This window comes from Acrocarpospora sp. B8E8, assembly GCF_039871605.1.
In the GTDB taxonomy this organism is placed as follows: domain Bacteria; phylum Actinomycetota; class Actinomycetes; order Streptosporangiales; family Streptosporangiaceae; genus Acrocarpospora; species Acrocarpospora macrocephala.
In genome coordinates this window covers 169,586-194,336 of record NZ_JBDPLV010000008.1, presented here as the reverse complement: position 1 = coordinate 194,336, position 24,751 = coordinate 169,586, and the positions used below count along the sequence as shown (strand labels likewise).

The window sequence follows — 24,751 nt, the reverse complement described above, 5'->3', positions numbered from 1 at the left end:
GGGAAACGGGCGCGGCCGGGCGGGTGGCGGCGTCTACACAGGCACGGGGGGTGCTTGATGGGCAGCACATTGACATGGGTAGGTCGTGCGTGAGCATCGGGGCGTTTCACGCGAGGAGCTGAAGCACAGCGCGGTCGTCACGGTGACCGTGCTGATGGTGCTCGGCCTGGTGGCGGCGTGGAGCGTCCTCATTCCCGGCGTGATGGTGTGGGACAACATCGTCGTCGCCGTCATCGGCTCGCTCCGGCTGACCGGCCCGGTCGCGGCCGCGTTCGCCGCCTGGGTGGCCGTCAGGAAGCGCCGGGCGACCCGGGGCGAACGGACCATCCGGCAGGCGTTGAAGGCGCCACTGGCGATCCTGGCCGTCGTGGTCGGCTCCTTCGGAGCGACCGTGCTGGTGCTCACGCTGCGCGCGGTGCTCAGCGAGCAGGCCGGCCGGCTGCTGCCGAGCGGCCTGGCCATGGGCGCCGCCGGTCTGGCGCTCTACGTCGTCCTGGGATGGATGCTCGGCTGGGGTGTGCCCTACGCGATCACGCCGATGCTGGCCGGAATGGCGACCTACGCACTGTTCACCTGGATCGCGGAGGGCTCCGGCTGGGCGGATCGCCTGGCCCCGACCCCACCCGAGCCATACGACCTTTTCCAGGGCCTGAGCGACGGAGCCTTCCTCGACCAGACGATATGGCTGCTGGGCATCAGCGCCGCGCTGCTGCTCGGCTGGGCGGCCGCGGTGACACGGCAGCCGCTCGCCCTGGCGGCGGCGATGCTCGCGGTGCTGGCGGCGGGCACCGGAGTGGCCCGCCTGGTGTCCGAACCCGATGCCCTGTCCAGCGCCCAGAAGATCGTCTACAGCTGCCAGGAATGGCCGATCACCGTCTGCGTCCACCCGGGCATGCGCGGCGGCCTGACCGAACTGGGCAGCGCGTTCACCGGCATCGCGGCCCGCCTGTCCGGCACCCCGGCCGCCTTCCAGCGAGTCGAGCAGCGCTCCCGCCTGACCGCGGGCGCCGAAGACGCCGCCCGCGGCGTGATCCCCATCCACGTAGACGACCTGGACACCGGCTACGCCGACCGCGCCGCGGCCGAGTTCGTGGAACGCCTCTCCCGCCCCTGCACCGAACCCGTCTCCGCCGGCTACCGGGCCATCGTGGCCGCATGGTTGCGCGGCGAACCGCTCCCCGCCGGACCACTGCTAGAGCACCAGAACGCCTCCGCCTGGTTCTCCGGACTGAGCGAGGAGCAACGGCGCGAGTGGCTGCGCATGTTCTACGCCGATTTCGCCAACTGCCGCCTGAGCGTCAACCACTTCGGCGGCCTCGCCTACGCCCCACGACCAAGCCCAACCCCCCTGATGCCCGTCCCCCTGATGCCCGCGTCACCACCCCCGAGCGGAATGCCCTCCCCCGCAATGTGATTGCCGCGTATTAGCGGGAAGATGTCCCCTCGTGAACCGCCAGACACGCGCTCCCCTGACCGAGCCGACCCCCGTCACGCGCACCTCCCGCCGTGGCTGGCGACGCCTGGCCGCAGCCCTCTTCGTCACCCTGCTGCTGGTCGTGGGCGCCCGCCTGGCCTGGTCCTGGCTGGACCCGTTCGGCGAAACCACCATCGACCGCACCCAGCCAGTCCTCCTGCAGTCAATCCACAACCTGAGCCGCTTCGAAGCCGCCACCGGCAACTTCCAGGTCGTCGTAGACCTGGAGAAAGACGCCGACTTCCTCCCCGACGCCATCAAGGGCACCCGCACCCTCTTCGTCGGAGCCGGCAACGTCGACGCCTACGTAGAGTTCGGCGACCTCGACAAAGACGCGATCACCGTCTCCCCCGACCGCACCTCCGTGACGGTACGCCTCCCCCGCGCCCAACTCGAAAAGCCCAACCTGGACAACAAACGCTCCTACGTCTACCACCAGGAACGCGGCATCCTCGACCGCGTCGGCGAGTTCCTCTCCGACGCCCCCGGCAACCAGCAAGAGCTCTACATCCTCGCCGAACAAAAAATCACCGAAGCCGCCACCACCAGCGACCTCCGCGCCCGAGCCGACGCGAACACCAAATCAATGCTCGAAAACATGCTCAAAGCCCTCGGCTTCACCAAAATCACCATCACCTACACCGACGAACCCTAGAGATAAAAGCCCATTTGGCTCCAAAAGACCGGTGCGAAGTACGGCGGGCCACCCTGCGGGTGGGCAGGGCGGACACGTAGGCCGACGTAAGACCGTGCCAGAGACCACCGCGCCCGCGATGGCCGCTGACCAGCGGCTCACGAGAGGCTAGCTATCACGGTCGGCCGGAGTGTCCGCCCTGCCCACCCGCTACGGACCTCAACCGTTGGCGCGTTGGCGCAACCCAAGGCTAGAGATAACCCCATTTGGCGCACATTTCGCGCATCTCCTCAGGAACTTCATCAGGTTCGGGGAGCGCACGACCAGGCTGAACCGTCCCGGTCTGGATTTTGTCGCGCCAGTCCCCGATGCCCTTGACGAACGTCCCGTGGTCGTGGTCTCCATAACGAAGGATGCCCGGTTCCCACGGAACGCTGAGCCGGTCGCAGATCGCCCGGAGTTCGGCCTCTGGGTTGGTTGTCAGCCTTTCGTAGGTGACCGTGAGGCCTCCCACCTTCTGGCGGGCTTCTTCGAGGTATGTGGCGTATCTGAGCGCGTGCGGGATGGCCTCCTCCATCGGCCGGGCTTCGGGGTCGGCCTCATGCCAGGAGGTGGCGATCGACAGCGGATGCCGGATCAGAAAAATGAACCGCGCGTCCGGCCAGCAGGTGGAGATCCGCTTCCACGCGAAGACGTTGCTGGGAGTCTTCTCCACCAGGATCTTCTTGCCACTGCGCAGGAGCTCCCGGTGCAGCATTCGATCCCACAGGATGTGCTCGACATCGCTGTGCGTGTGCCCGAGCGCGGTCAGCGCCTGCTGGAGCGGGTCGGTGGGCAGGTTGACGGTCATCCGCCGGAAATGGGTCTCGTGCGGAGCGTGCAGGTGGGAGTGGCTGTTCAGCATCACCCGCAGCAACGTCGACCCGGAACGCACGGAAGCCAGCAGGAATACGGGCTCGCGCAGCAACCGATCCGCCGCCGGGTCGACCGGCCCTCTGATCACATCGTCCGGCATGCGCGGCGGCAACGGCGGCAAGGGCTTGGGCGGGAGGCGTACACGCTTGATGGCGTAGCCGGTGACCCCTTCCAGGGTCGAGTTCACAACCTGCTTCCACTTCATGTCGCGAACGTAAAGAGCTGGGGTTACGCGAGGGTGAACAAGGCCTGGGAAAAGCTAGAGCGATGCGATGAGTTCATCGGCGGCCGTGTACGGGTCGGTCTCCCCCGCCAGCGCGCGCTCCGCGAGAACGTCCAGCCGCCGGTCGCCGTGAATCGACCCGCCGATCCGCGCCCGCAGCCCCGCCAGCACGATCGCCTCGATCTCGTCCCGGGCCCGCGCCAGCTTGCGCACCCGGCCCTGACCTGATTCTTCGAGGTACTCCGCGTGCGCATCTAGCGCGGCCACCACATCGTCCACACCCTCGCCGCGCACAGCCACCGTGGACACGATCGGCGGCCGCCACGACGCACCGGAAAGCGCGATCATGTTGCGCAGTTCGCGGATCGTCGCCTGCGCCCCCTCCCGGTCGGCCTTGTTCACCACGAACACATCGGCGATCTCCAGAATGCCCGCCTTCGCCGCTTGCACGCCGTCGCCCATCCCCGGCGCGAGCAGCACGATCGTGGAATCGGCCAGCGAGGCGATGTCCACCTCCGCCTGCCCGACACCGACGGTCTCCACCAGGATCAGGTCGAATCCGGCCGCGTCCAGCACCCGGATCGCCTGCGGCACCGCCCAGGAAAGACCGCCCAGATGCCCGCGCGTCGCCATGGACCGGATGAACACCCCCGAATCTGTCGCGTGCTCCTGCATCCGCACCCGATCACCCAGCAGCGCTCCCCCGGTGAACGGCGACGACGGATCCACCGCCAGCACGCCGACCTTCTCGCCGCGCTTACGCGCCGCCTCGATCAGGGTTCCGGTCGAGGTGGACTTCCCCACCCCGGGCGATCCGGTCAAACCCACCACCCGGGCCCGGTACGGCTGCCGCGTGCCGATCGCCGCGATGAGGTCACGCAGGGCCGTACCGGCGTTCTCGACCAGGGAGATGGCCCGCGCGATGGCCCGCGGCCGACCGGCCAGAACGTCGTCGGCGAGAGGCGTCACGCGGGAACGCGGATGATCAGGGCGTCGCCCTGACCGCCACCGCCGCACAGCCCCGCCGCGCCGAGCCCGCCACCGCGACGGCGCAGCTCGTGGGCGAGAGTGAGCACGATCCGCGCACCCGACGCACCGATCGGATGGCCGAGCGCGATACCGCCGCCATTGACGTTGATCTTGTCGAGCGGCACCTCGAGCTCTTTCGCCGACTGCAGCACGACCTGCGCGAACGCCTCGTTGATCTCGACCAGGTCGAGGTCGGCCGCAGTCAGTCCCTGCTTGCCGAGCGCGTGCTTGATCGCGTTGGCGGGCTGGGACTGCAGCGAGTTGTCCGGACCGGCCACGTTGCCGTGGGCGCCGATCTCGGCCAGCCAGTCGAGCCCGAGTTCCTCCGCTTTGGCCTTGGACATCACCACGACCGCGCACGCGCCGTCGGAGATCTGCGAAGCCGACGCGGCCGTGATCGTGCCGTCCTTCGTGAAGGCCGGGCGCAGGGTGGCCAGCGTCTCCACGGTGGTCTCGGGCCGTACGCCCTCGTCGGCAGTGAACTGGGCCCCCTTGGGAAGCGGGACCGGGACGATCTCGGCGTCGAAGACGCCGTTCTTGGCCGCGGCGGCGGCCAGCTGATGCGACCGCGCGGCCCAAGCGTCCTGATCTTCGCGGGTGAGCCCGAAGCGGGCGTTGTGCCGCTCGGTCGACTCGCCCATCGACACCTGATCGAAGGCGTCGGTGAGGCCGTCCACCGCGGTCGCGTCCAGGATCTCGGTGGAGCCGTACTTGACGCCCTTGCGGAGGCGCGGGATCAGGTGCGGCGCGTTGGTCATGGACTCCATGCCACCCGCGACCACGATCTCGAACTCCCCGGCCCGGATCAGCTGATCGGCCAGCGCGATCGCGTCAAGCCCCGACAAGCAGACCTTGTTGATCGTCAGCGACGGCACGGTCATCGGGATCCCCGCCAGCACCGCCGCCTGCCGCGACGGGATCTGCCCCGCCCCGGCCTGGAGCACCTGGCCCATGATCACATACTGCACGTCGGCCGGGGCCACGCCCGCGCGCTCCAGCGCGGCCTTGATGGCGATCCCGCCGAGTTCGACGGCGGACTGCCCGGCCAGCGCACCGAGCAACCTTCCGATGGGGGTACGAGCTCCGGCGACAATGACGGAACGGGACATGGGCGGGGCCTCCTCGATCGACCAGGGGCGACGGTGTCACGATACCTAGAGGCGGTCGGACGATCGCCAAGGAGGGTGGGCTCAAATGTTGCTACGGATCGACCATGTGGGCATCGCGTGTCACAACCTGGAGGAGAAGATCGAATTCTATGAGTCGACGTTCGGACTGGTGGTCGTGAGCCGGGAGGTGAACGAGGAGCAGGGCGTGAGGGAGGCCATGCTCCACGTGGCCGACGGCGACAGCGGAGCCTCCTACGTCCAATTGCTCGAACCCCTTCACCCCGACAGCGCCGTGGGGAAGTATTTGAGCAAGCGCGGCGAGGGCGTGCACCACATTGGATACGGCGTGCCAGACGTGGCCAAGGCCATGGCGGACATCGGCGCCAAGGGGGTGCGTCTCATCGACGAACGCCCACGTCACGGCTCTATGGGTGCCTCAATTGCGTTTCTACACCCCAAGGATGTGGGAGGAGTCCTAACAGAGCTGGTCGAGACATCGAGGCATTGAGCAAACGCAAGAAAGGTTCATACGTAACAAGTCGCGCAGAAAGTCCGAGGAGGCCTCCAACACGGCAGCACCGGAGTACGCTGGCCTACCACCGGACGTGGATCCCGCAATGGGCTCCTCGCCTCGGATGTCCGAAACCCCCCCGTCCGGCCCGTGTAGCCGTCTCGACAACCCAGGATCGAGCCTCATGCAGTCCGACATCGACGCCCAGTTGAACAATTTCTTTGAAGACGCCCCCTCCCGGGAATTCGACGTGGTGCTCCGCGGCTATGACCGGCACCAGGTCCACGACCACCTGAAGACGCTGGACACAGACCTGCGTCAGGCCCGGGAGCAGGTCACCGCCCTTCAGCGTGACCTTTCCGACTCCCAGCGCCAGCTGCAGGAGCAGGAGCGCCCGACCTATTCCGGGCTGGGCGCCCGCATTGAGCAACTGCTGCGTCTGGCGGAGGAGCAGGCCACCGAACTGGTCCAGGCCGCCCGGTCGGAAGCCAACGAGATCAAGGCCGCCGCCAAGGTGGACGCCGCCGACGTCCGCGCCGCCGCCGAGAACGAGGCCGCCGAGAAGCGCGCGCTCGCCACCCGCGAGGCCGACGAGATGCGCACCACCGCCGAGCGGGACGCGGAGGAGATCCGCTCCACCGCCAAGCGCGAGTCGGACGAACTGACCAACACCACCGAGCGTGAGGTCGCCAAGCTCCGCGCCACCGCCGACCACGAGGTCGCCGAGAAGCGCGCCGACGCCGAGCGTGAGATCGCCAAGCTGCGCACCACCACCGAGCGTGAGGTCGCCCAGCTGCGCGCGTCCACCAAGCGCGAGCGCGACGAGGTGCTGACCACCGCCAAGCGCCAGGCCGACGAGATGCGCGCCCAGGCCCAGCGGGTCCTGGAGGAGTCCGAGGCCAAGCGCGCCCAGGACGAGGCCGAGTTCGAGATCCAGCTGGCCGCCCGCCGCGAGGAGTCCGAGCGCCAGGAGTCCGAGCGTCACGCCACCGCGCAGGCCAACACGCAGAAGCTCGTCGCCGAGGCCGAGCAGCGCGCCGCCACCGCGGAACAGCGCGCGACCAAGGCCACCCAGCAGGCCGACCAGACCCGCCGCGAGGCCGACACCCACGCCAAGCAGCTCCTGGCCAACGCCCGCAAGAACGCCGACCAGCTGGTCGCCGAATCCAAGTCCAGCGCTGAGTCGATAGTGAGTGACGCCAAGGCCGAGGCCGAGCGCACCCGCTCCAACATGCAGCGCCAGGTCGACGAACTGACCCGCCAGCGGGACAGCATCACCAGCCACCTGGCCCAGCTCCGCCAGCTCCTCGGCGGCGCCGCCCTGCCCGGCATGGACCCCGAGCCCGCCCCCGTGGTGGCCGCTCCCATCAAGCCGGCCTTGTCCGCCGCGCCCAGCGTCAACGACAAGCCCACCCCGAAGCCCGCTCCGCCCGCCCCCAAGGCGGACGACGACGCCGAATGGTGGCAGGAGTAGGTAGGACTCACTTTCCTCGGGGCGACGGCTACACACTGACACAGGCCCGGCGAAACTTCGGTTTCGCCGGGCTTTGTCACGTTCCGTTTCTGTTGCGGCGACTGGGGGGTGTTTGTTGCCGCTTCTCACGCGGCAGCGCACCGACAAGCATCGAGCCCGGTGATCGTGGTGATCACCAGGCTCGACAACCGAGAGACGGCTTCAGAAAGCCGGACACTTGTCCCCGACGGGTACGCCATTGGGATACGTCTCCGGCTCGGGCATGTCCAGGTCCTTAATCCTGTGGTCGCACCAGTTGGGGTCGGGGTTGACCACCACGGCATTGGCCACCGAGGTCTGCGCCAGCACCATGACGCCACTCGCGGCGATCGAGAAACCCAATGCCAGAACTATCTTGCCCAGAAATTTCATGCGCTGTTCACCCCTAGCAGGGAATTCTTTACAGTAGGTCGCGCCGAGCATAAGTTAGCGCGCCAGCCTCTCGATAGATCAGCGCAAGTAACCCACTAACGGACGATGACTTGTAGATTCACTAAATAGACGGCCGGTACTAACCCTTTGGACGGGTGAATCCAGGTCCATCAAGGATGGACATGCCCTTGTGTTCACCGAAGTCCATATGCTGAGGGCATGATCGCGTTGCCCGACTGGATGGTGCTGTCGCCCGAAGGGCTCAGTGCCGAGGCCTACGAAGAACTGCCCGAGGACATCTCCCGGCGCATTGAAGTCGTGGACGGAGCCATCGTCGTGAACGTCGCCTATCGTCGCGCACACCAGGTCCTCGCCCGACGCCTGGCGAACGCGATCGAGTACGTCTGCGGCGATCACCTGGCTGTCTCCACCGACATTGACTTGAGACTTCGTGACATCCCGCTGCTCAACCGGTGTCCTGATATCGCCGTCTACGATGCGTCCCTCCCCGACGAGGAGATTCTGCGCCCTGGACACTGCTTGATGGTCGTCGAGGTCATGTCGCCCGCGTCGGTCACTGCGGATCAGAAGGACAAGCCTGCGGAGTACGCCGCTGCGGGGATCAAGCACTATTGGCGAGTCGAACTTGACGACCATGATCACGGACCGGCGGTGTTCCGTTATCGTCTGGACCCCACCACCGGCCTCTACGCTTCTGCCGGCGTGGATACCGACAAACTCAAGGTGTCAGATCCGCTACCCCTAGAAGTCGACCTCATCGAACTGATCTGACCCGCCCGTCCTCACTTGTGGCTCCGCAAGAGTCGAGCACATCTCAGAGATGTCTCCCCGAACGACCATCAGACATTCAATCCGTCAACTGAGCGCAGACAGCCAGGATGGCGTCAAGAGGTGGGCACCTCTGGAGAACGGCTAGATCCAGCCTTTTCGGGCGGCCTGTACGCCTGCCTGGAAGCGGCCTGTGGCGCCGAGGCGGTCGAAGAGGGAGGCGATGCGGCGGCGGAGGGTGCGTTCGGAGATGCCTAGTTGGCGGAGGATGGATTCGTCTTTCATGCCGACGGCCAGGAGTTCGAGGATTTGCTGGTCTACGCCGTCGCCGGGGGCTGCGGCGGAGGCGCCCCAGACGGGGGACGATTCTCGCCAGAGGGTTTCGAAGAGGGCGACGAGGGCGTTGGTGAGGGCGCTGCGGCCTACCACGATGGAGGTGAAGCGGGCGCCTTCCTCGTGGTCGGTGAGGGGGAGGAGGGCGGTGCGGCCGTCTACCAGGATCAGCTTGATCGGGACTCGGGAGCGGACTCGGGCCTGTTCTCCTAAGCCGGTCATGCGGCGGATCTCGTCGAGTTTCTGGGGGAGATCCAGGACGATCGAGGAGTAGATGGCGCGGCAGCGTACGCCGCGGGCCAAGGCCGCCTCCTCGGCGCCGAGGGACGTGCCCGTCGCGGCGTACGGCGGGGCGTCCAGGGCGAGCACCTCGCGGGTCGCTCCGGCGAGCAGTTCCTCGACCCGGCGTCCGGCCGCCGCAGATCCCTCGACGACCTCGATCACGCGGCCAGGGTCGGCGCGGAGCAAGCCCTCCTGGAAGTCGGTGGCGAGTTCCTCGGCGGTCATGGCGAGGCGATCCAATTCCGCCCGCCGTCGCCGGATGGCGGACGACAACGCGATTCTCGGGTCCGCCGGGCGGTACCCATACGGTCCGGCGGATTCGAGCAGTCCGGACTCCTGCAATCGGTCTAGCGCGGCCCGAACTTCAGCGTGTGACGATTCCAGCCTTCGGGTGGACTCCTCGGGGGAAATCTTGGGATCGCGCAGCAGAAGGCGGTACAGCCGCTCCTCCAGTCCGGACAAGCCGATCGCTTCCCACATACCTCTACCTTGGCAGATTCCGGCCACTGACCGGTACCGGCCAGCCCAATCGGTACATCACACGCCAGATCCACGTCATCGTTGAGATGTCTTTCAAGGCAACACCTTGAGGGAGGAAGACCTACGGCCGGCGTTGAGGGAGGCGCCGGCCGTTGTCTGTCATACGGCCGATCCCCCGGCTCGGGCGAGCTCAGCCCTCTGGCCTTGGCCCGTGGCGTACGCTGCCGCGCCATCTACTCGTCGATCGTCCTGGCCCTCCCCAGAAACTCGACGAGATCCCTCGCATGACCGGCCTGTGTGCCTTCCCTCGTCTCTCCGGTCACTTCGCTCCCTTCGAGGGGGACCGAATGCCGGGTTAGGATCCCTTATCAGACGCGGTTGCGCGAGGCCGGATAGCCCGATGGGCTAGTGCCACAGGCGCCTCCGGTAGCAGCTCCCGGATAACTTTTCGAAGACCCGATACGCCTATGGCTTACCACGGAGAGCTGTGGCCCCTCATCTGCGGGGGGCTTCTCCCACATATTTGAGTCTTTGACTGGGCATGGAATTTAGCCTCACCAAGTCGATCGGGTCTGATCGAGGGCTATCGAACGAGTGAACGGACGTCGGAATTGTTCCGTTGACCTGGGGTAGCCAGGAGAGGATACCGTGGGTGGATGCGATTGTCTTTTCGTGAGGCCGGTCAGGGCATTCCGTTGGTGCTCCTCCATGCTTTTCCGTTTTCGTCGGCTATGTGGCTGGGGCAGCGGGAGGGGCTGGCGAGCCGGTGCCGGGTGATCACTCCGGATATGCGGGGGTTCGGTGGGTCGCAACTCGGGGATGACGATCCGTCCATGGATGTGATGGCCGATGATGTGGCCGAGTTGCTCGATGGCGAAGGGATCGAGCGTGCCGTTATAGGTGGTCAGTCCATGGGTGGGTATGTGACCATGGCTTTCTGCCGCCGTCATCCGGACCGCGTACAGGCAGTCATTCTGGCCGATACCAAGGCAGCACCGGACACGCTTGAAGCCGCCGCCAACCGCGAACGAGCCGCCCAACGTGTGCTGTCCGGGGGTGATCTCACCGACACGGTCCCCAATCTGGTGGGACCCACGACACTGGCCGATCGGGCCATGGTTCTCGGCCGCGTCCGTGGTCTGGTGCAGTCGGCACCACCCGCCGCCGTCGCTTGGGCGCTTCGAGCCATGGCCACCCGGCCAGACTCCTTCGACACCCTCCGCGCCCTGAAGATCCCCGCCCTGATCCTGGTAGGCGAAGAGGACGAGTTGACCCCACTCACCGACGCCAAAGCAATGACGGAAGCCACTCCTGACGCCCATCTCGAAGTCCTGCCGAATGCCGGTCATCTGTCGGCGATAGAAACTCCTGAATCCTTCAACAAAGCGGTCGCCTCGTTCCTCACAAAACTGTGACCCATTCTCGTTCCGATACCGGCAAAGAAGCATGGACCGAGTCATGTACTACATTCGTAGATCGTCTTGAGGTTTGAGGGGGTGTCGTCGCGCCGGGTTGCGAGACGGTTTGTGGGTGGCGTTATCACCCTCCTACGATCAAGGTCACGTCCTGGGGCCGAGTTGACGGCCTTGACCGAGCAGGTCGCGCTCGACCTCCGCATGCCGGCCGACCGAAAGACCGCTGGGTCAGCCGTTCCCGTTGCCCTCGACAGCCCGATCGAGCGCGCTGCGAGCGATTACATCCACGAGCTCGTCGATGCTAGCGCGGTATCGATCGAGAACCTTGGGGCCGGACGCCAATTCCTCAGCCGATAGACCAGCGTGGTCGTCGCCAGAGTTGATTTCGCGAAGCTTAGCTGATGCGCCACCCACTCGTACGAGCTGGAAGTAGCGAATAGTGAGAAGATCCATGACACGGTGGCAGAGAACGCGTGGTTTCGAGTCGATGAAATATAGACGCAGGAGGTGCTCCAGCACGAGCCCTTGTTGGCGCGACCTCAAATATTGTGCGTCGAGCCGCTCGCGATAGGGCGCGAGGTCATCGCCGGAAATCCCATCCTCTTTAGCGCGCCAGTAGTGCTGCATGGCAAGATACAGGGCGCTGGGAGCTTCGGTTGCGTGACTGATGAGCCGCTCGCGCAGCATATTGTCCGCACGATGGTTTTCGATCTCCCGTGCCTGAGCCGCATGACGCTGATCGCTCATGCGCAGCAGCTCCTCACGTCGGTTTTGAGCGCGCCTCGTCAGTTCTGCGGCACCAACCCCAACGACACACACAGTGAGCAACGGGCCTACAAGGTTCAGAACCAGTTGCTCCGCGAAGGTAAAAGCTTGAATCATCGCATCCAGGCCAAACATCCACATGCCAGTTCAACAAAGTTATCTGCGGCCACACGTGCCGGCAAGATGTTCGAAGGAAAGTACTGCGCGGTCTGCAGGCGTTCGTAGCCATTCAATTTGAACCGACCAATCCGTGCCTTCCTGACTCACATCCTGTCCCGCTCGAAAATAGGGGCGAGCCCACCCGCATCCTGATCACTCACGGAAACAGGGACGAACCCGGCCCAGTGGATTTCCGTCGGTGCTCATCCCACCGGGTTCAGCAGGGCCGTTTGACCGTCGAACGCGTAGAGCAGCAGGTCAGCCATGCCGAATTTGCCGTCCCGCGCCTGGCCACCCAGTTTCGGCCGCCAGGACGGGTCTCGGACGATGGAGTAGTCGCTCCCTTCCATGGCCCGGTGGAAAACCTCAGCGACAATACGGCCTCCGACGCCGGTGAGCCGTCCGCGTCGAGCTTTTCGCCGTTGAGCTGTCCGCGGTTGAATTCGCTTTCCCGCAGGATGTAGAACCAAAGCGGGGTGTGGGTGACCAGCCGCTCCCGCTCCTCGTCGGTGAAGGCGCTGTCGGGGTTCCGCTTGCCAGCGGGCGCGTTGAGGTCCACGCCATTGTCGCCAGCCAGGATCTGTTCCGGAGACAGCGCGCCGACCTCGAGGTGCTCTGCCGCCTGCTGACCGCTGGCCAAGGTGACCATGTCCGCCCGCATCAGGTTGCGAAAGGCCAGGTTGGCCGTGATCCTGTCGAAGGGTTGGCCTGGCTCGGCAGCGGACGAGCCGGGTGCCAGCTCGCCGAGCGGGTTGCCCAGGCGCGTGTCGATGCGCCTGGCGAAGTTCAGCCCGCCTGCGGGTGGAGCTAGATCAGGACCTGCCCCGCCGTCTCGGACCAGGTCGAACAGGCGCCGGAAGTCCGCGATCCAGACTGACGGCAGCGGCTGGATCTCGGTCAGGGAGCCGCTCGTTCCGGAGAAGTCGAAGAGATCCTGCAGCGTCGCCGGCCTGAACCGCCGGGGATCACCGGGTGGGTCATCGTTGTTGAAGATGCTGTTCCATTGGTAGCCGGCTCGCACCATGCTGTGGCCCAGCCGGAAGGCGGCGACGGAGAACTCGATGGGCATCGTGGGAGTGTCTCCGGGTTGCACGCCGCCGACCCGGCTGGTCGTGCTGTTCGAGGCGCAGACCGGCACGTCGAAGAACTTGCGGCCGTTGGTGAAGACGTCCTCGACGATATTCGGGTCGACGATCCGCGGCAGGTAGTCGCGGCGGAGCATCCACTGGTAGTGCATCACCACTTGTTTGCGCGCCTCGTCGAAGATGGTGACGCTCGGATTCCCTTGCCCGGTCAGCTCGCCGACAACCCGGTTGTGGAAGCGGATGAACGCTAGGTGAAGCTGCGCCACCGCTAGGTTCTCGTCGTTGCGGTGGTCCGGGATCAGGGCGGTGCCCGGCTCGCCGGTGGACGAAGCGCGGCGCGCGAGATCGAATCCCTGCAATGGGGCCATGCCCGAATCGGCAGACGTGATCCCCATCCGCAGTCGTACTTCGTCACTCTCGTAGAACCTCGCGTCCTGGGGATCGGAAGGGCCGAGCCCGTAGAGGCAGTCGAGGTCGAGCGAGGGCGAGCGCCCCTGCAACAAGTCGTCGACGGTGATCTTCTCACCGCCGAGTCGGCCCGTCTTGTCCATGGTGAGGTCGTGAGCGACCAGTTGGCCCAGGTAGGTGTATCCGGCAGGGATATGCGAGTCGGGCCGGCGGTCGCCCGACGCGGTCATGCCGAGTGCGAGCTTCGCCGCGAGCGCCGGGCCGAGGTCGGGGTAGGGCTTGGTCCTGACGGGGATAAGCCGGGAGAAGCGAAAGCGCCGGATCTCTTCCCTGGTCGAGGGGGGCAGGCATACGGAGGAGCCGTCCTGGGAGGCGTACACGCCTTCCCCGACGATGTAGTACTCGGTGCGCTGATGCCGGTGCAAGAGTTCAACTCCTTCAGTCTCATGGGGATGCGCGACGACGCCTGAAGAGACGGATGATCGGTGCGAGCAGCTTCCGCGCCTGACTAGGGCGGCGGCGGGCCAGCTCAGCGGCTGCTCGGGTGGCCCCCCGGGCCAGAGAGAACGCCAGCCGGAGGGTCCGCAGCGGCGGCCTGAAGCCGGTGATCACCGCGGTCGCGACCGCGGCTGTCCTGGTGACAGTGCGGATCAGCAGCGCAGACCGCAGCGACAGCTCTTCGGTGACCAGCGGGATGTTGTCCAGGAGCGCCAGCCGGTCGTCGCCGCGCAGGTCCCGGTAGCTGGCTAGCCAGGCGGCGGAGGAAGGGGCGATGCCGTTGCCCTCCTCCGCCAACTGCTGGGCCAGGAAGTCCAGTTCCTCCGCTGCGATGTGTCGCTGGACGGAGGCAGCGGCCCATATCGACAGCCTTGGCAGGCTAGTGGGCATCGGCACGGCTTCTCCCCGCAGGAACGCGAGGTCATCCAGGAGGTCGCGTTCCTGCTCGCATGTGACCACCAGATCCAGCGCCTCCGCCAGCCCGTCGAGGAAGTGCTTCGCCCGATGCTCAGCGGGGATCTCCTCCTGCCGGGCGTAGATCCGGCGCGGGTCGAGCAGGAGGTGGATCAGCCAGCCGGCCCCGTCGATCCGTCCCCACATCCAGTCGTTGGCCCGCCAGGACGGCTTGTAGAAGCCCGCGAACTGGTGCAGGCGCGTGCCGGTGAGCTTGACCGCCGCCACGCTGCGGCCCGGCGCGAGCGCGGTGCGGGTGTCGGAGCTCACCTGGACCAGCTCGACGGACTGCTCCACCTGGATCCCGATCGGCAGCACGGACCGCTCGGCCACGTGCAGGTCGAGCATGCGCATGACGATCTGGTTCTGGTCGTCACCGAAGTACTCCAGGTAGGTGTGAATCCGCTCGGCCGCGCGCAGGCGGCGTCCGGTGACGCTGCCCTCCGCCGACTTCGACTTGGCGATCATGCGAGTGAGCACCGGCCCAGCGGAGACGACGACATCGGCCAGCGTTTCCCACGCCTGCGCAAGCCGACCGGGATCGCCCTGGGCGGCGCGGTACGCCGTGGCGGCTCGCGCGCCGATAGTGTCAGCGTCCTCGTCCGGCAGGACTCGCTGGACGAACGTGCGGAGGTCGGTGTTGCGGCTTAGCTGGTGTGCGTCGTGCACGCGCTTGCCGAGCTGGGTCAGCGCCCCGCAGTCGACGTCACTCATGGTCAGCGCGTAGCCGCTGTGCAGCAGTTCGAGGACCGCCGCCTTACCGGCGTCGAAGGCGGAGCGGCCGAGAAGACCGGCCTCGCGGGCCGCTTCGACAGCGGTGGGCGTCTCGCCGGCCCAGCCATCGGTGATCTTCTCGATGACGATGGCGCGCAGCCTACGCTCGCGGTCCGAGCCGGGTAGAGGCGTGTCCGGCAGCTGACGCTGGATCTCGGCGACGAGCGGCCGGGCCAGCCATTCCCCCTGCCTCCTTCGGTAGTCGGCCCAGGCGGTGCGATCGGCGAGCGGGCCGTCCGCGCCCGCCCGCCGCAGCCGCAGACCGAGCCGGGCGAGGCGGAAGCGGGTGTCGGCGTGAGCGGCCGCGCGGTCGTTGTGCTCCCGCAGCGCCGCCAGGTCGGCCGCGATGGACTGGCTCAGGACCGCTTGGACGTCGAGCGACATCGCCTGGGCGAAGGTCGGCGGCCGGTCCCGCTCGGCGTCGCGGGGGGCGGGTGAGGTGCCCGTGGGGACGACGTGCAGCAGGATCCTGCGCACTACGCGGTCGGCCGGGCGGTCGAAAATGGTCTGCAGGAGTGGTGCGATGGGCCGGTTCACCAGCAGGCCGCCGTCTACCGCCCAGTGCGATCGCGTGATGTCCGCGTAGTTGGGCCCGCCCGGCCGATACGCCAGGAAGGCCGGTTCGAAGGCCGCAGGGAAGGACGCCGTGCTCCGCGCCGCGAGAGCCAGCGGATCGGCGATCCGCTCGGTTCTCATCAGCTCGGCGCCGCTGAATCGGAACAACCCGCGATGGTCGGCGTCGGCGCAGATCGTGCCGAAGCTGTCGGTGAACTGCCTGGCCTGCGGCGACAGCAGGGTGGTGGTGATGAAGAGGTCCGTTTCCCGGGGCGCGGCGGGAACCGCCTTGCCGAGCTGCAGGATCGCGTCCCGGACAGCGGGATACAGCTGCTCGTCGCCGCGAAGCAGGGACACCGGATGACGATCGCGAGGGTCCCGCAGCAATCTGTCGAATCCGCCCTCGCGTATCCACATGCCGCGGAGAAACCCAAGATCTCCACGCCGGACGTTCGCGAGCCCGAGCAAGGCGGCGTTGATTCCCCCCGCGCTGGTCCCGGAGACCAGATCGACCGACACCCGGACGTCGAGCAGGCGCACCAGTCGGCGGTACAGCGCATAGCCACGCTTGTCGGCGCTGGACACGCCGTCGCCGTCGCTGGCCCGGGTGAGCAGGTTCAACTCCCGGGCCAGCCCGCCCATCCAGACGGCCAGGCTGACGCCGCCCGCCAGTGCCACCGCGATCCGTACCTCCTGCGTAGTGAGGGAGAACTCCGCGTCCGCGACGGGAGCCGGGCCCTGCGCGATGCGGGGTTCGCTCGCCGTGGTCTGGGCGGCGGGGGGTGGGGCCGTGCTGGACATCGTCACACCTCCTCCGTATCGCGCCGGCCTCACACAAGCAGGAATGGCTCACTTGTCTGGGTCGAGACGATCTGGAAAGTGGCGTTGTGCAGCACGGCGACGTAGTGGAACAAGTGGCCCTGCACACCGCCGTTCGGCACGGGGATGTTGAACGTCTGGACGAGGACGAAGTCCAGGCCGACGTTCTGGAACGGCGGCGAGCTGAAGCTCTGCGCCGGGATCACGGGGTTGAGGGCGGCAACCCCGCCGGCGATCGAGTCGTCGACCGCCGTCACGGTCAGCGTGTACGGCGCGCCGGTCATGGTGTTGTTGCCCGCCTCGATCTCCACCACGAGATCGAAGCTGGTGGCCGCTAGGTTGCCGGCCACGTCCGGGGCGTTCGGGGTCTGGTCGGCGACCTTGTTGCCCTTCTGAGTCGTGTAGATCCTGGCGATGCGTGCATCCTGGGAGTTCATTCATTCCTCCTGCTAGGGATTCCCCTTTTCACCTCAGCAGAGGACCCTGCGGCGCGAGTTGATACATCGCGTTCGGCGAGGTTTCAGGCGACCGAGGTCAGTGTGTGATCGGCCCCGACGCACACAAAACCGGCCGCGACCGCCGCGACCTGCCCGCCTTCCGTGGTGGCCTGCCGCTGGACCTGGGCCAGCGCCACAGCGGCCGACTGACCCACCGCCATCAGCTGGTGCAGTGCGATCATGAGATTCGTGGTCTCGCTGTCGAGGATCGACAGGACAGACGCCACGATCGTCCGGGTCCCCAGCGCGAGGAACGTTCCGCCGAAGCCCAGCAGCTCATCCCCAGCGGTGACGACAGGACGACCGGTGTCGCAGGCCGCCAGGACGATCATCTGCGGCGGACGCCCCAGTCGCTCCAGGTCGTAGAGGGTGAGCGGCCCATCGGCCAGGCGCAATGAGGAGAACAGCGGGTTCGTCGCATGTAGGCGACCGTGCGCCGCCAGGTGAGCCAGCCGCGCGCCGTCCAGAGCGGCGACCACGGCGTGCGTGGTGGCCGCCCCACCGACCAGTGCGGACACGCCATGGATAGAGGCCACCGCCGCCGCTTCCCTGGACGCTTCGGGCAGGCCGGGCCCGGACGCCACCACGGTCGGCCCGTCCGCGTGGGCCCTGCGGGTGCCGGCGTGCCACAGGGCCGCCGACGGCGACACGCTGACCGGCCGCCCGGCCATCGACGGCAGCACCGACCACGGCAACCCCTGGAGGGGACCGGTCGGGATCAGAACCAGCGGCCGATCCCCTACCTCCGTCGCGAGCGGGGCCAGCAGGCAGGTATCCAGCTTCGCAGCCGCGTCGCGCAGCATCACCGCAGCCGCCGAGCGGCTGCCGGGCACGGCCCGGTAGCGCCCCAGCCGCCGCAACGCGAACGGGACCCGGTTGACGAGTTCCCCGACCGGTGCCAAGGGCCCGAGTCGCCACAGCCGGACCCGGCCGGCCGCGATCGTGATGGCGTGCACCGTGTCGTCCAGGATCAAGTACTCCACCAGCGCGGAGTCGCCGAGGGCCGCCGCCAGCTCGTCGGCCGACACCGGCACCACCTCCGGCGCGACCGCCCCGCCGTCCTGCCATCGGCAGTGGTCGCGGATCTTCCGTTCGAGCGCGATCTGGAGCTGCTCGAGGCGCTCGGAGCCTTGCCCCTCTGCCCGCTCCTGGATCCTGGCGACCGTGACCCGGAGCTGGGCCATCGCCTCGGCCAGGTACGAGTCGTCCGGGGGGAGCATCGGCCTGCGCAGCAGGTGCCGGGCCCGGCCCTGCTCGGCCCAGGAGAGCAGATCGGCGGGGTCCCCGCCGTCCAGAGCCAGGCGCAGCCCCAGCTCGGCCACCTCCATCCGGTAGCGCGACGCGTGCGCCCGCAGATCGGTCGCCCCCAGGGTCGCGCGGTGGTCGTCATGAACGCCGAGCGCGGTGCGGATCGCGACCTTGGCACCGCGGCGGTTGCCCCGCGCCAGCCGGAGCAGGGCTTCGGCGTGCCATGCCCTGGCCCGCAGGATGGCCGGTCCCCGGTGGCGGTTACGCCCGGCCAGAGCCAGTTGCCGCTGCGCCCGCGCATGCTGACCGCAGTCCGCGGCCAGCCCGGCCGCCAGCATCCGCGCCTCCACCTCCGGGCCTGGCCAGCCCGCCTCGACCAGTTCGCCAGCACAGCGCTCCATGGCTTCCAAGGTCACCGCAGCGCCCGAGGCCAGCACAGACCTCAGCTCGACAAAGCAGGCCAGGACCGCCCATTCCGAACGGCCTTGCCGCTGGAATCCGGTCACCGCGTCCCGCGCCTCCCGGGCCGAACCGGCATGGTCTCCCTCCAGATACGCGATGCGGGCGAGGAGCAGCCGAGCCTCGGGCAGGCCGATCTCGCGGTTACGCGCGGTAAACTGAGCCACCGCCTCCTCCCCCGCCATCCGGGCCTCCGCGATCAGCCCGGCCGACAGCAGCAGCTCCGTGCGGTCGGCCAGTGTCCAGCACAGCTGGTGGGTGTCGAGGTCGCGGAACCGCTCCTCGGCGAGGTCCAGCTGGCGCAGCGCCGTCGGCACCTCGCCGCGCAGGGCGCTGACCCAGCCGAGGTTCTGCTGCACGATGGCCAGGGACAGGCTCAGGCCTAGCTCCCGGCAAATCGCCGCGGCCTTGTGCAGATCTGTTTCCGCTGCGCCGAACTCGTGCCGGTATCCGTGCGCCACTCCGCGGTTGCACAGTACGCGCTGCAGCCACAGCCGGTCCCCGGCTCGCCGCAACACCGGAAGCGCGGCACGGTAGCAGCCCAGCGCGTCGTCGGACCGCTTGAGGTGATTGAAGATCACCCCACGCTGGGCCTCCGCCCGGGCCCGGCCCACCGCGTCGAGGTCGGGTAATGCGCCGTCGATCTCTGCCATCGCCTGCTCGATCCGCCCGAGCACGCACCAGACGAACGCCAGCCGCAGCCGCGCCTCACCACCGAGCGCAGGTGCGCCCGCCAGGGCGGCGAACCGGATCGCGCCCAGCAGGTGGCGCTCCGCCAGGCCGAGGTCGGCCGCGTGCATGGCCGCGATGCCGACGGCCCGCGACGCAACCGACGCAAGTTCGAAATCGCCGTCCGCCCGCGCTTTTTCGGCGATCTCTGCGGCCACGGCCAGCAGTTCCGCCGGATCGTCTTCAGCCAGACGCAGCAGTTCCGCGGCCAACTCGGAGGCGGTCGTGTCCACTTCGACAGTGTGCGTGAACCTTATCCGGATGTGATGTATCAGGGGGGTAATAGCCCGCCTCTGCCCGTCATGAGTGTTCCACACGACAAAAGGGGTGGCTCGATGCCGTATTCCGAAAACCACGTCGTACGCCGCAGGCTGGAGGCTTTCCATGACGATCAGGTGGTGGTGGACCTCAAGGACGAGGGCCTGCTCCGGAGGATGCTCGACGCCCTGAACATCAGGGTCGTGGAGACCGAGCGGAGCGAGGAACTGGGACTCACGCTGCTCACCCTGGTGGCCTTCGAGGACGCGATGGAGGGGCTGGCCCCCGAGCAGATACCCGACGAGCGGACGAAGCCCGGCGATCCAGCGTTGGCGCACACGTTGCATGAGGAACTCACGCCGCTGGACATCCTGCTGCACCACCTTCGGGACCTCACCGCCGCGGACCACCAGGGCTGGAAGCTCAGAATCGCCAAGAACCGGGTCTACGAGAACATCGAAGGCTCGCCGTACAGCGGGGGTGCCATCGGGGAACCGCGCCCCGTGGAGCCGTTCGAGCTGCCGCCCCGGAGGAACGTGCTGAAACCCCGGATACGGGTCGGCATCATCGACACTCCGCTGTACCCACACGAGGGTCTCGCGGGGAGATATGTCGTCGCCGCCGAAGGGCTGCTCAGAGACCGGACATCTCCGCGGGTCTCGTACGGCGGGCACTGCCTGCTCGCCTGTTCGATTGCCGCGCAACTGGCTCCGGACGCCGAGTTCATCATCCGGCCTGTGCTAGACGAGTACACCCTCACCACCACGTCGTGGGAGCTGGCAAAGAGCATCATCCAGAGCCGCAACGACAACGTGGACATCCTCCTCCTGGCGCTCGGCGGCACGACCGCCGACGGCATAGAGCCCCTGGTGCTGGCCCGTGCGTGCGAGCGGACCCCGGACATGATCAAGGTGGCGGCTCTGGGCAACAGCCGTCGGCCGGAAGACCTCCCAGCCGGTGCGGGTACCCCACACGAGGACGAGCGCAAGCATCCTGCGCTGGAGCCGACCTTGCCCATGTGGCCAGCTGCCAGCCCTACGGTCATCGCCGTCGGCGCCGACCACGACTACGGCCAGGTGGCGTTCTTCTCACCCACACTGGATCAGGCTCCCTGGACCGACTGCTACGCGCCAGGCGTGGGCAGGCGGGGCCTGTTCCTGCCGGACAAGGTGAATCTCGTCCAGATGGACTACGAGAAGGGCGCGGTCGTCGAGCGCGGCCAGTCCGCTTCGTTCGGCACCCCGGGGTTCGCCGAGTGGGACGGAACGTCCTTCGCGGCCGCCCACGTCGCCGGATACCTCGCGAGAAAGGCCCAAGGGTTGAGGACGACCGCGCCTGTGGCGGCCGATCAACTCCTCCGTGGGGTGTATGCCAGCGAACTCCGTGACCACGGCATCCGAGTCGTGCGCCAGCTGCCCTGATCGTGCGAGGGTGCCGAAGGAGACGTCATGCCAGACGTGGTCGCCGCTCTGGTGGTCCGTGCCTGCGCGGGCGAGCAGAACGCCTGGAACGAGCTCGTCGAATGGTACGGGCCCATGGTGTGGTCGATCTGCAAAGGCTATCGGCTGGATCGGGGAGACACCGACGACGTTGCGCAGTATGTGTGGATGCGCGCCGTCGAGCATCTATCCCAACTGAAGAAGCCAGAAAGCCTGGGATCGTGGCTGGCGACCATCGCCAAACATGAATGTTGTCGCATTCTGGGGGCACGACGGCGATATGCGAACGCCGAGCAGCCCTTGGACTTGGACATAGCCGTGGACGACAGATCCCCCAGCGTCGAACAGGTCGTGGAGGAAGCGGAACAGAACGCGATCCTGCGTGCAGCATTCAGCCGACTGCCGCCGTCCTCTCAGCAAATGCTCTCCCTGCTCATCCAGGACAGCTCCTACCATGAGATCAGCACGCAGCTAGGCATACCCATCGGCAGCATCGGCCCCACCCGGGCCCGATGCCTGGCCAAGTTGCGCAACGACCCCGCTGTGGCCGCTCTCCTGGACCCTGAGATCGGAGCATTGGGAGGTGAATGACATGTCCAATGGGTGGAGCGACGAGGAGCTCATCCGACGGCTCGCCGCAGCACAGCAGGCCGCCGAAGTGGTTCCGCGCGACTTCATGGAGGCTGGCAAGGCAGCCTTCGCCTGGTACAACATCGACGTCGAGTTGGCCGAGCTTACGTACGACTCCGGTCTGCATCAGGATGAGCCGATGGGCGTCAGCCGCGTCGACACCGCGACGCTGCGCGCGCTGACCTACGTGTCCGCCCAGCTGACGATCGAGCTTGAGGTCACGGAGGACGCGCTGCTCGGCCAGATCGTCCCCGGGCAATCCGGGGACGTCCAGGTATGGTCAAGATCAGGCCAAATGAGCAAGATCCCGATCGACGACGTGGGCTACTTCGTCATCCCCCGGAAACCAGCCGAACACTTCCGCCTGCTTTTCCGTACGGCATCGGGCCTGGAGGTGTCGACGACTTCGATCGTCCTGTGAATCCCGCATCCGGCGGCCGGGCCGGCGAGTCTTCTCGTCGAACGGGTCTGTCGGAATGACGAGCTATCGTGCAGCCGTGACCGGCTCTGTGCAGCGTCCGCTGCTCTTCCTCGATGTCGATGGACCGCTCATTCCATTCGGCGCGGCACCGCAGCAGTATCCGATTTATCGAACAGGCCGCGAGCCACGGAAGGCCGACTCGAATCCGCTTCTGGCCAGGATCAATCCCGCGCACGGGCCCCGGCTGGTGGCGCTGCCGTGCGATCTGGTGTGGGCCACGGCATGGATGGACGAAGCGAATGAGAGCATCGCGCCGCGGATCGGGCTGCCACGGTTGCCGGTGGTGACATGGCCGGAGCCGTCCGAGGCTGATGAACGGGACGAGCGGGAGGGGATTCATTGGAAGACTCGATCGCTCGTCGACTGGGCGGCACGGCGCTCGTTCGCCTGGGTCGACGATGAGATCACTGATATAGATCGAGCTTGGGTATCCGCACACCACCGAGGGCGTGCCCTGCTCCATCGTGTCGACCCCCGTCAGGGCCTCGGCGACGCCGACTTCCTCGCTCTGAACGAGTGGTTGCGCAGTCACGGAACGCTGCCGCTACGGACGGGCGCGTGATGCGGGTCACCACTCCCTGGACATGCGCGACAGAATCGATGATCTGAGAAGCAAGCGGACAGGAGATTAATGGCTTCCATCCATACAGAAGTCGTGATTAATTCCCGGCCAGAGCAGGTATGGGCGGCGATACGCGATGTGGGCGCGGTGCACTTGCGCCTTCTACCGGACCGTGTTGTCGACACCCGCCTGGAGGGCGACGTCAGGGTTCTCACTTTTCCTGGTGGCCGGATCATCCGCGAGTTGATCGTCGATATCGACGACACAACTCGTCGGCTGGCCTACGCCGTGATTGAAGGCGCGCGACAGCCCATCACCCACCACCACGCCTCGTTCCAGGTTTTCCCCGAAGACTCGGACCGGAGTCGGCTCGTCTGGATAACCGACCTGCTGCCGGATGCGCTGGCAGCCGAAACCCGCGTACGCGTCGAGCGGGGCGCACAGGACATGAAACGGACCCTGGAGGAAGCTGCGGGCCTTAGCGCAGAACCCTGATTCACTTCCGGAAATTTCCATTCCCGGCCTTGTCGTCGGCGACCAGCACGATCGCCACCCGCGTGGGATCGGACACGAACAGTAGCCGGATCTCCGCCTCGCCGGGCACGCGGAACCCCGGCGAGCCAACAGGCCCCCGACCGGCGCGGCTCGGCCGTCGGCGCCGGGGAAAGGGAGAACCCCCGCCCCGGATGGCGGGGGTTCGGCGGGTCCGATGGGCCCGCAGAGCCGCACGGGTTCTCAGTGCACTCCGAGCAGCACAGGCCAGGTCTGCGGCCCGACGACGCCGTCTACCTCGATCCCCGCGGCCGTCTGCAGATCGCGGATGCCCACGGAATGGGCCGGGGTGAACATGGTGTCACTGACACCGGCCAGCCCCGGGACGTCCCTGGCGAGCATCAGGTGATGCATCGTGCGCACGTGCGGCCCCTGCTCGCCCTGCCTGAGTATCGGGAGCTCTCTCACGATGGCCTCCGTCCAGCTCTCGTTCTTCTCGTAGTCGGGGTTCCAGAACCCGGCGATCACTGACGCGTCACGTATGCGCCGTTTGCAGGCGTCATCGGTGTTGCCCTCGATCGTCTGCAGCCTGCCGTCGCCGAGATTCTTCTCGACCACGCCGATGTGGTCGATCCGACCGATGGAGTTGGTGCCGCCCCAGTCGAAGAACACCAGCGAACCGGGCCGCGCGTACTGCTTGATGTTGGCCACGGTCCCCGGATGCCAGCGGCCGAGTCCGTCGCCGTCCTGGGCGTGCCACACCGTGTAGGCGCGATCCCCGTTCGGCAGGACCGCGGCGGCGTTGTCGGAGTGCCGTGCCCAGTACGTGATGGCCATGTTGCACCACGGCTCTCGCAGGAACTCCGACCCGTTCCGTGCGGCATACCAGCGAGTGATGACGTTCGGCCGGCCCGACAGGCCGAGGTCGTCACTCGCCCGCGCTACCATCTTCTCGGCGGTCATGACGGCGTCCTCCTTCCGTTCGGCTCCTGCTCGTACACGCCGGTCTCCGGGTTGAGGACGTAGCCCAGAGAGACCAGGACCTGCTCCTCGTCCGGCTCGGTGGGACCCCAAGGGTGGGTGTCCACGCCTTCTGCCACGAGTTCTGCTTCCGGTCTCTTGCTCATAATCAGCCTTCCTGGTCGGGACGCGACGCCCCTGACGTCAGGCATGAGTGACGATCGGTGAACGTCACCCAAGGACGTCCTGAACGCCAGGACTTGATCGGCATGGAAAAGGCCGGCCAGTTTCGACACCGGCTCCAGCAGCCAGGCCATTCGCACAAGCGACACGCCGCGAAACAGCCCCGGCACGGATACGTGCCTTAATTTACGCCTGCCCCCCACCAGCCAGACATATCC

Annotated in this window: 24 protein-coding genes; 12 read left to right on the top strand and 12 right to left on the bottom strand. The window is 67.1% G+C overall.

Annotation, left to right across the window (positions count from 1 at the left end):
• Positions 1-85 precede the first annotated feature (85 nt).
• Both ABGB08_RS10390 and ABGB08_RS10385 read left to right on the top strand, forming a co-directional pair.
• Positions 86-1,414, top strand: coding sequence for a hypothetical protein (locus tag ABGB08_RS10390; protein WP_347588817.1), 1,329 nt, complete (start codon positions 86-88; stop codon positions 1,412-1,414).
• Between the two features lie 31 nt (positions 1,415-1,445).
• On the top strand, positions 1,446-2,129 hold the full coding sequence (locus ABGB08_RS10385) for a DUF4230 domain-containing protein (protein ID WP_347588815.1): 684 nt from the start codon (positions 1,446-1,448) through the stop codon (positions 2,127-2,129).
• A gap of 229 nt (positions 2,130-2,358) precedes the next feature.
• Here ABGB08_RS10385 and ABGB08_RS10380 read toward each other — a convergent pair whose 3' ends face one another.
• Genes ABGB08_RS10380 through ABGB08_RS10370 form a run of 3 tightly spaced genes read right to left on the bottom strand, consistent with a single transcriptional unit; the run spans position 2,359 to position 5,384 of the window.
• Complete coding sequence (locus ABGB08_RS10380; protein WP_347588813.1) at positions 2,359-3,228, bottom strand: sulfotransferase; 870 nt, start codon at positions 3,226-3,228, stop codon at positions 2,359-2,361.
• 54 nt (positions 3,229-3,282) lie between these two features.
• Positions 3,283-4,215 (bottom strand): methylmalonyl Co-A mutase-associated GTPase MeaB, encoded by a 933-nt coding sequence (meaB, locus tag ABGB08_RS10375; RefSeq protein WP_347588811.1) that lies wholly within the window; start codon positions 4,213-4,215, stop codon positions 3,283-3,285.
• Positions 4,212-5,384 (bottom strand): acetyl-CoA C-acetyltransferase, encoded by a 1,173-nt coding sequence (locus tag ABGB08_RS10370; protein ID WP_347588809.1) that lies wholly within the window; start codon positions 5,382-5,384, stop codon positions 4,212-4,214. The genes meaB and ABGB08_RS10370 overlap by 4 nt, the downstream gene beginning before the upstream one ends.
• A gap of 85 nt (positions 5,385-5,469) precedes the next feature.
• On the opposite strand from ABGB08_RS10370, the gene mce reads away from it, so the two are divergent.
• The gene (mce, locus tag ABGB08_RS10365; protein ID WP_347588807.1) at positions 5,470-5,892 is read left to right on the top strand and encodes a methylmalonyl-CoA epimerase; all 423 of its coding nucleotides are present in this window, start codon (positions 5,470-5,472) and stop codon (positions 5,890-5,892) included.
• A gap of 187 nt (positions 5,893-6,079) precedes the next feature.
• Positions 6,080-7,369, top strand: a complete 1,290-nt coding sequence (locus ABGB08_RS10360; RefSeq protein ID WP_155355435.1) for a DivIVA domain-containing protein — start codon at positions 6,080-6,082, stop codon at positions 7,367-7,369.
• 201 nt (positions 7,370-7,570) lie between these two features.
• Here ABGB08_RS10360 and ABGB08_RS10355 read toward each other — a convergent pair whose 3' ends face one another.
• A complete protein-coding gene (locus ABGB08_RS10355; RefSeq protein ID WP_347588804.1) occupies positions 7,571-7,780 on the bottom strand; it encodes a hypothetical protein in 210 nt (69 codons plus the stop codon).
• Positions 7,781-7,999: 219 nt separating this feature from the next.
• Here ABGB08_RS10355 and ABGB08_RS10350 point away from each other — a divergent pair, with 219 nt between their 5' ends.
• Complete coding sequence (locus ABGB08_RS10350; RefSeq protein WP_347588802.1) at positions 8,000-8,572, top strand: Uma2 family endonuclease; 573 nt, start codon at positions 8,000-8,002, stop codon at positions 8,570-8,572.
• A 141-nt stretch (positions 8,573-8,713) separates the two neighbouring features.
• Here ABGB08_RS10350 and ABGB08_RS10345 read toward each other — a convergent pair whose 3' ends face one another.
• Positions 8,714-9,664, bottom strand: coding sequence for a LuxR C-terminal-related transcriptional regulator (locus ABGB08_RS10345; RefSeq protein WP_347588800.1), 951 nt, complete (start codon positions 9,662-9,664; stop codon positions 8,714-8,716).
• Between the two features lie 656 nt (positions 9,665-10,320).
• Here ABGB08_RS10345 and ABGB08_RS10340 point away from each other — a divergent pair.
• Positions 10,321-11,079: an alpha/beta hydrolase gene (locus ABGB08_RS10340; RefSeq protein ID WP_347588798.1), complete on the top strand. Its 759-nt coding sequence runs from the start codon at positions 10,321-10,323 to the stop codon at positions 11,077-11,079.
• Between the two features lie 228 nt (positions 11,080-11,307).
• Here ABGB08_RS10340 and ABGB08_RS10335 read toward each other — a convergent pair whose 3' ends face one another.
• Positions 11,308-11,826 carry a hypothetical protein gene (locus tag ABGB08_RS10335; RefSeq protein ID WP_347588796.1) on the bottom strand — a complete coding sequence of 173 codons (519 nt, stop codon included), beginning with the start codon at positions 11,824-11,826 and terminating at the stop codon, positions 11,308-11,310.
• Here ABGB08_RS10335 and ABGB08_RS10330 point away from each other — a divergent pair.
• On the top strand, positions 11,809-12,069 hold the full coding sequence (locus ABGB08_RS10330; RefSeq protein ID WP_347588794.1) for a hypothetical protein: 261 nt from the start codon (positions 11,809-11,811) through the stop codon (positions 12,067-12,069). The genes ABGB08_RS10335 and ABGB08_RS10330 overlap by 18 nt on opposite strands.
• A gap of 151 nt (positions 12,070-12,220) precedes the next feature.
• Here the strand turns inward: ABGB08_RS10330 and ABGB08_RS10325 are convergent, their stop codons facing one another.
• The 4 genes from ABGB08_RS10325 to ABGB08_RS10310 all read right to left on the bottom strand — a co-directional run bounded on the left by ABGB08_RS10325 (position 12,221) and on the right by ABGB08_RS10310 (position 19,761).
• Positions 12,221-13,639: a peroxidase family protein gene (locus ABGB08_RS10325; RefSeq protein ID WP_347588792.1), complete on the bottom strand. Its 1,419-nt coding sequence runs from the start codon at positions 13,637-13,639 to the stop codon at positions 12,221-12,223.
• Between the two features lie 301 nt (positions 13,640-13,940).
• Positions 13,941-16,577: a patatin-like protein gene (locus ABGB08_RS10320; protein ID WP_347588790.1), complete on the bottom strand. Its 2,637-nt coding sequence runs from the start codon at positions 16,575-16,577 to the stop codon at positions 13,941-13,943.
• Positions 16,578-16,606: 29 nt separating this feature from the next.
• Complete coding sequence (locus ABGB08_RS10315) at positions 16,607-17,032, bottom strand: hypothetical protein (RefSeq protein ID WP_347588788.1); 426 nt, start codon at positions 17,030-17,032, stop codon at positions 16,607-16,609.
• A gap of 83 nt (positions 17,033-17,115) precedes the next feature.
• Positions 17,116-19,761: a CHAT domain-containing protein gene (locus tag ABGB08_RS10310; protein WP_347588786.1), complete on the bottom strand. Its 2,646-nt coding sequence runs from the start codon at positions 19,759-19,761 to the stop codon at positions 17,116-17,118.
• A gap of 102 nt (positions 19,762-19,863) precedes the next feature.
• On the opposite strand from ABGB08_RS10310, the gene ABGB08_RS10305 reads away from it, so the two are divergent.
• The 5 genes from ABGB08_RS10305 (at position 19,864) to ABGB08_RS10285 (ending at position 23,393) form a co-directional block, all read left to right on the top strand.
• A complete protein-coding gene (locus ABGB08_RS10305; protein WP_347588784.1) occupies positions 19,864-21,207 on the top strand; it encodes a S8/S53 family peptidase in 1,344 nt (447 codons plus the stop codon).
• A gap of 27 nt (positions 21,208-21,234) precedes the next feature.
• Positions 21,235-21,816, top strand: coding sequence for a sigma-70 family RNA polymerase sigma factor (locus ABGB08_RS10300; RefSeq protein ID WP_347588782.1), 582 nt, complete (start codon positions 21,235-21,237; stop codon positions 21,814-21,816).
• A 1-nt stretch (position 21,817) separates the two neighbouring features.
• The gene (locus tag ABGB08_RS10295; protein ID WP_347588780.1) at positions 21,818-22,276 is read left to right on the top strand and encodes a hypothetical protein; all 459 of its coding nucleotides are present in this window, start codon (positions 21,818-21,820) and stop codon (positions 22,274-22,276) included.
• 76 nt (positions 22,277-22,352) lie between these two features.
• The gene (locus tag ABGB08_RS10290; protein ID WP_347588778.1) at positions 22,353-22,898 is read left to right on the top strand and encodes an HAD domain-containing protein; all 546 of its coding nucleotides are present in this window, start codon (positions 22,353-22,355) and stop codon (positions 22,896-22,898) included.
• A gap of 69 nt (positions 22,899-22,967) precedes the next feature.
• Positions 22,968-23,393, top strand: coding sequence for an SRPBCC family protein (locus tag ABGB08_RS10285; RefSeq protein WP_347588776.1), 426 nt, complete (start codon positions 22,968-22,970; stop codon positions 23,391-23,393).
• 240 nt (positions 23,394-23,633) lie between these two features.
• Here the strand turns inward: ABGB08_RS10285 and ABGB08_RS10280 are convergent, their stop codons facing one another.
• Both ABGB08_RS10280 and ABGB08_RS10275 read right to left on the bottom strand, forming a co-directional pair.
• Positions 23,634-24,353, bottom strand: coding sequence for a CHAP domain-containing protein (locus ABGB08_RS10280; RefSeq protein ID WP_347588774.1), 720 nt, complete (start codon positions 24,351-24,353; stop codon positions 23,634-23,636).
• On the bottom strand, positions 24,350-24,517 hold the full coding sequence (locus tag ABGB08_RS10275) for a hypothetical protein (RefSeq protein ID WP_347588772.1): 168 nt from the start codon (positions 24,515-24,517) through the stop codon (positions 24,350-24,352). The genes ABGB08_RS10280 and ABGB08_RS10275 overlap by 4 nt, the downstream gene beginning before the upstream one ends.
• Between the last annotated feature and the right edge of the window lie 234 nt (positions 24,518-24,751).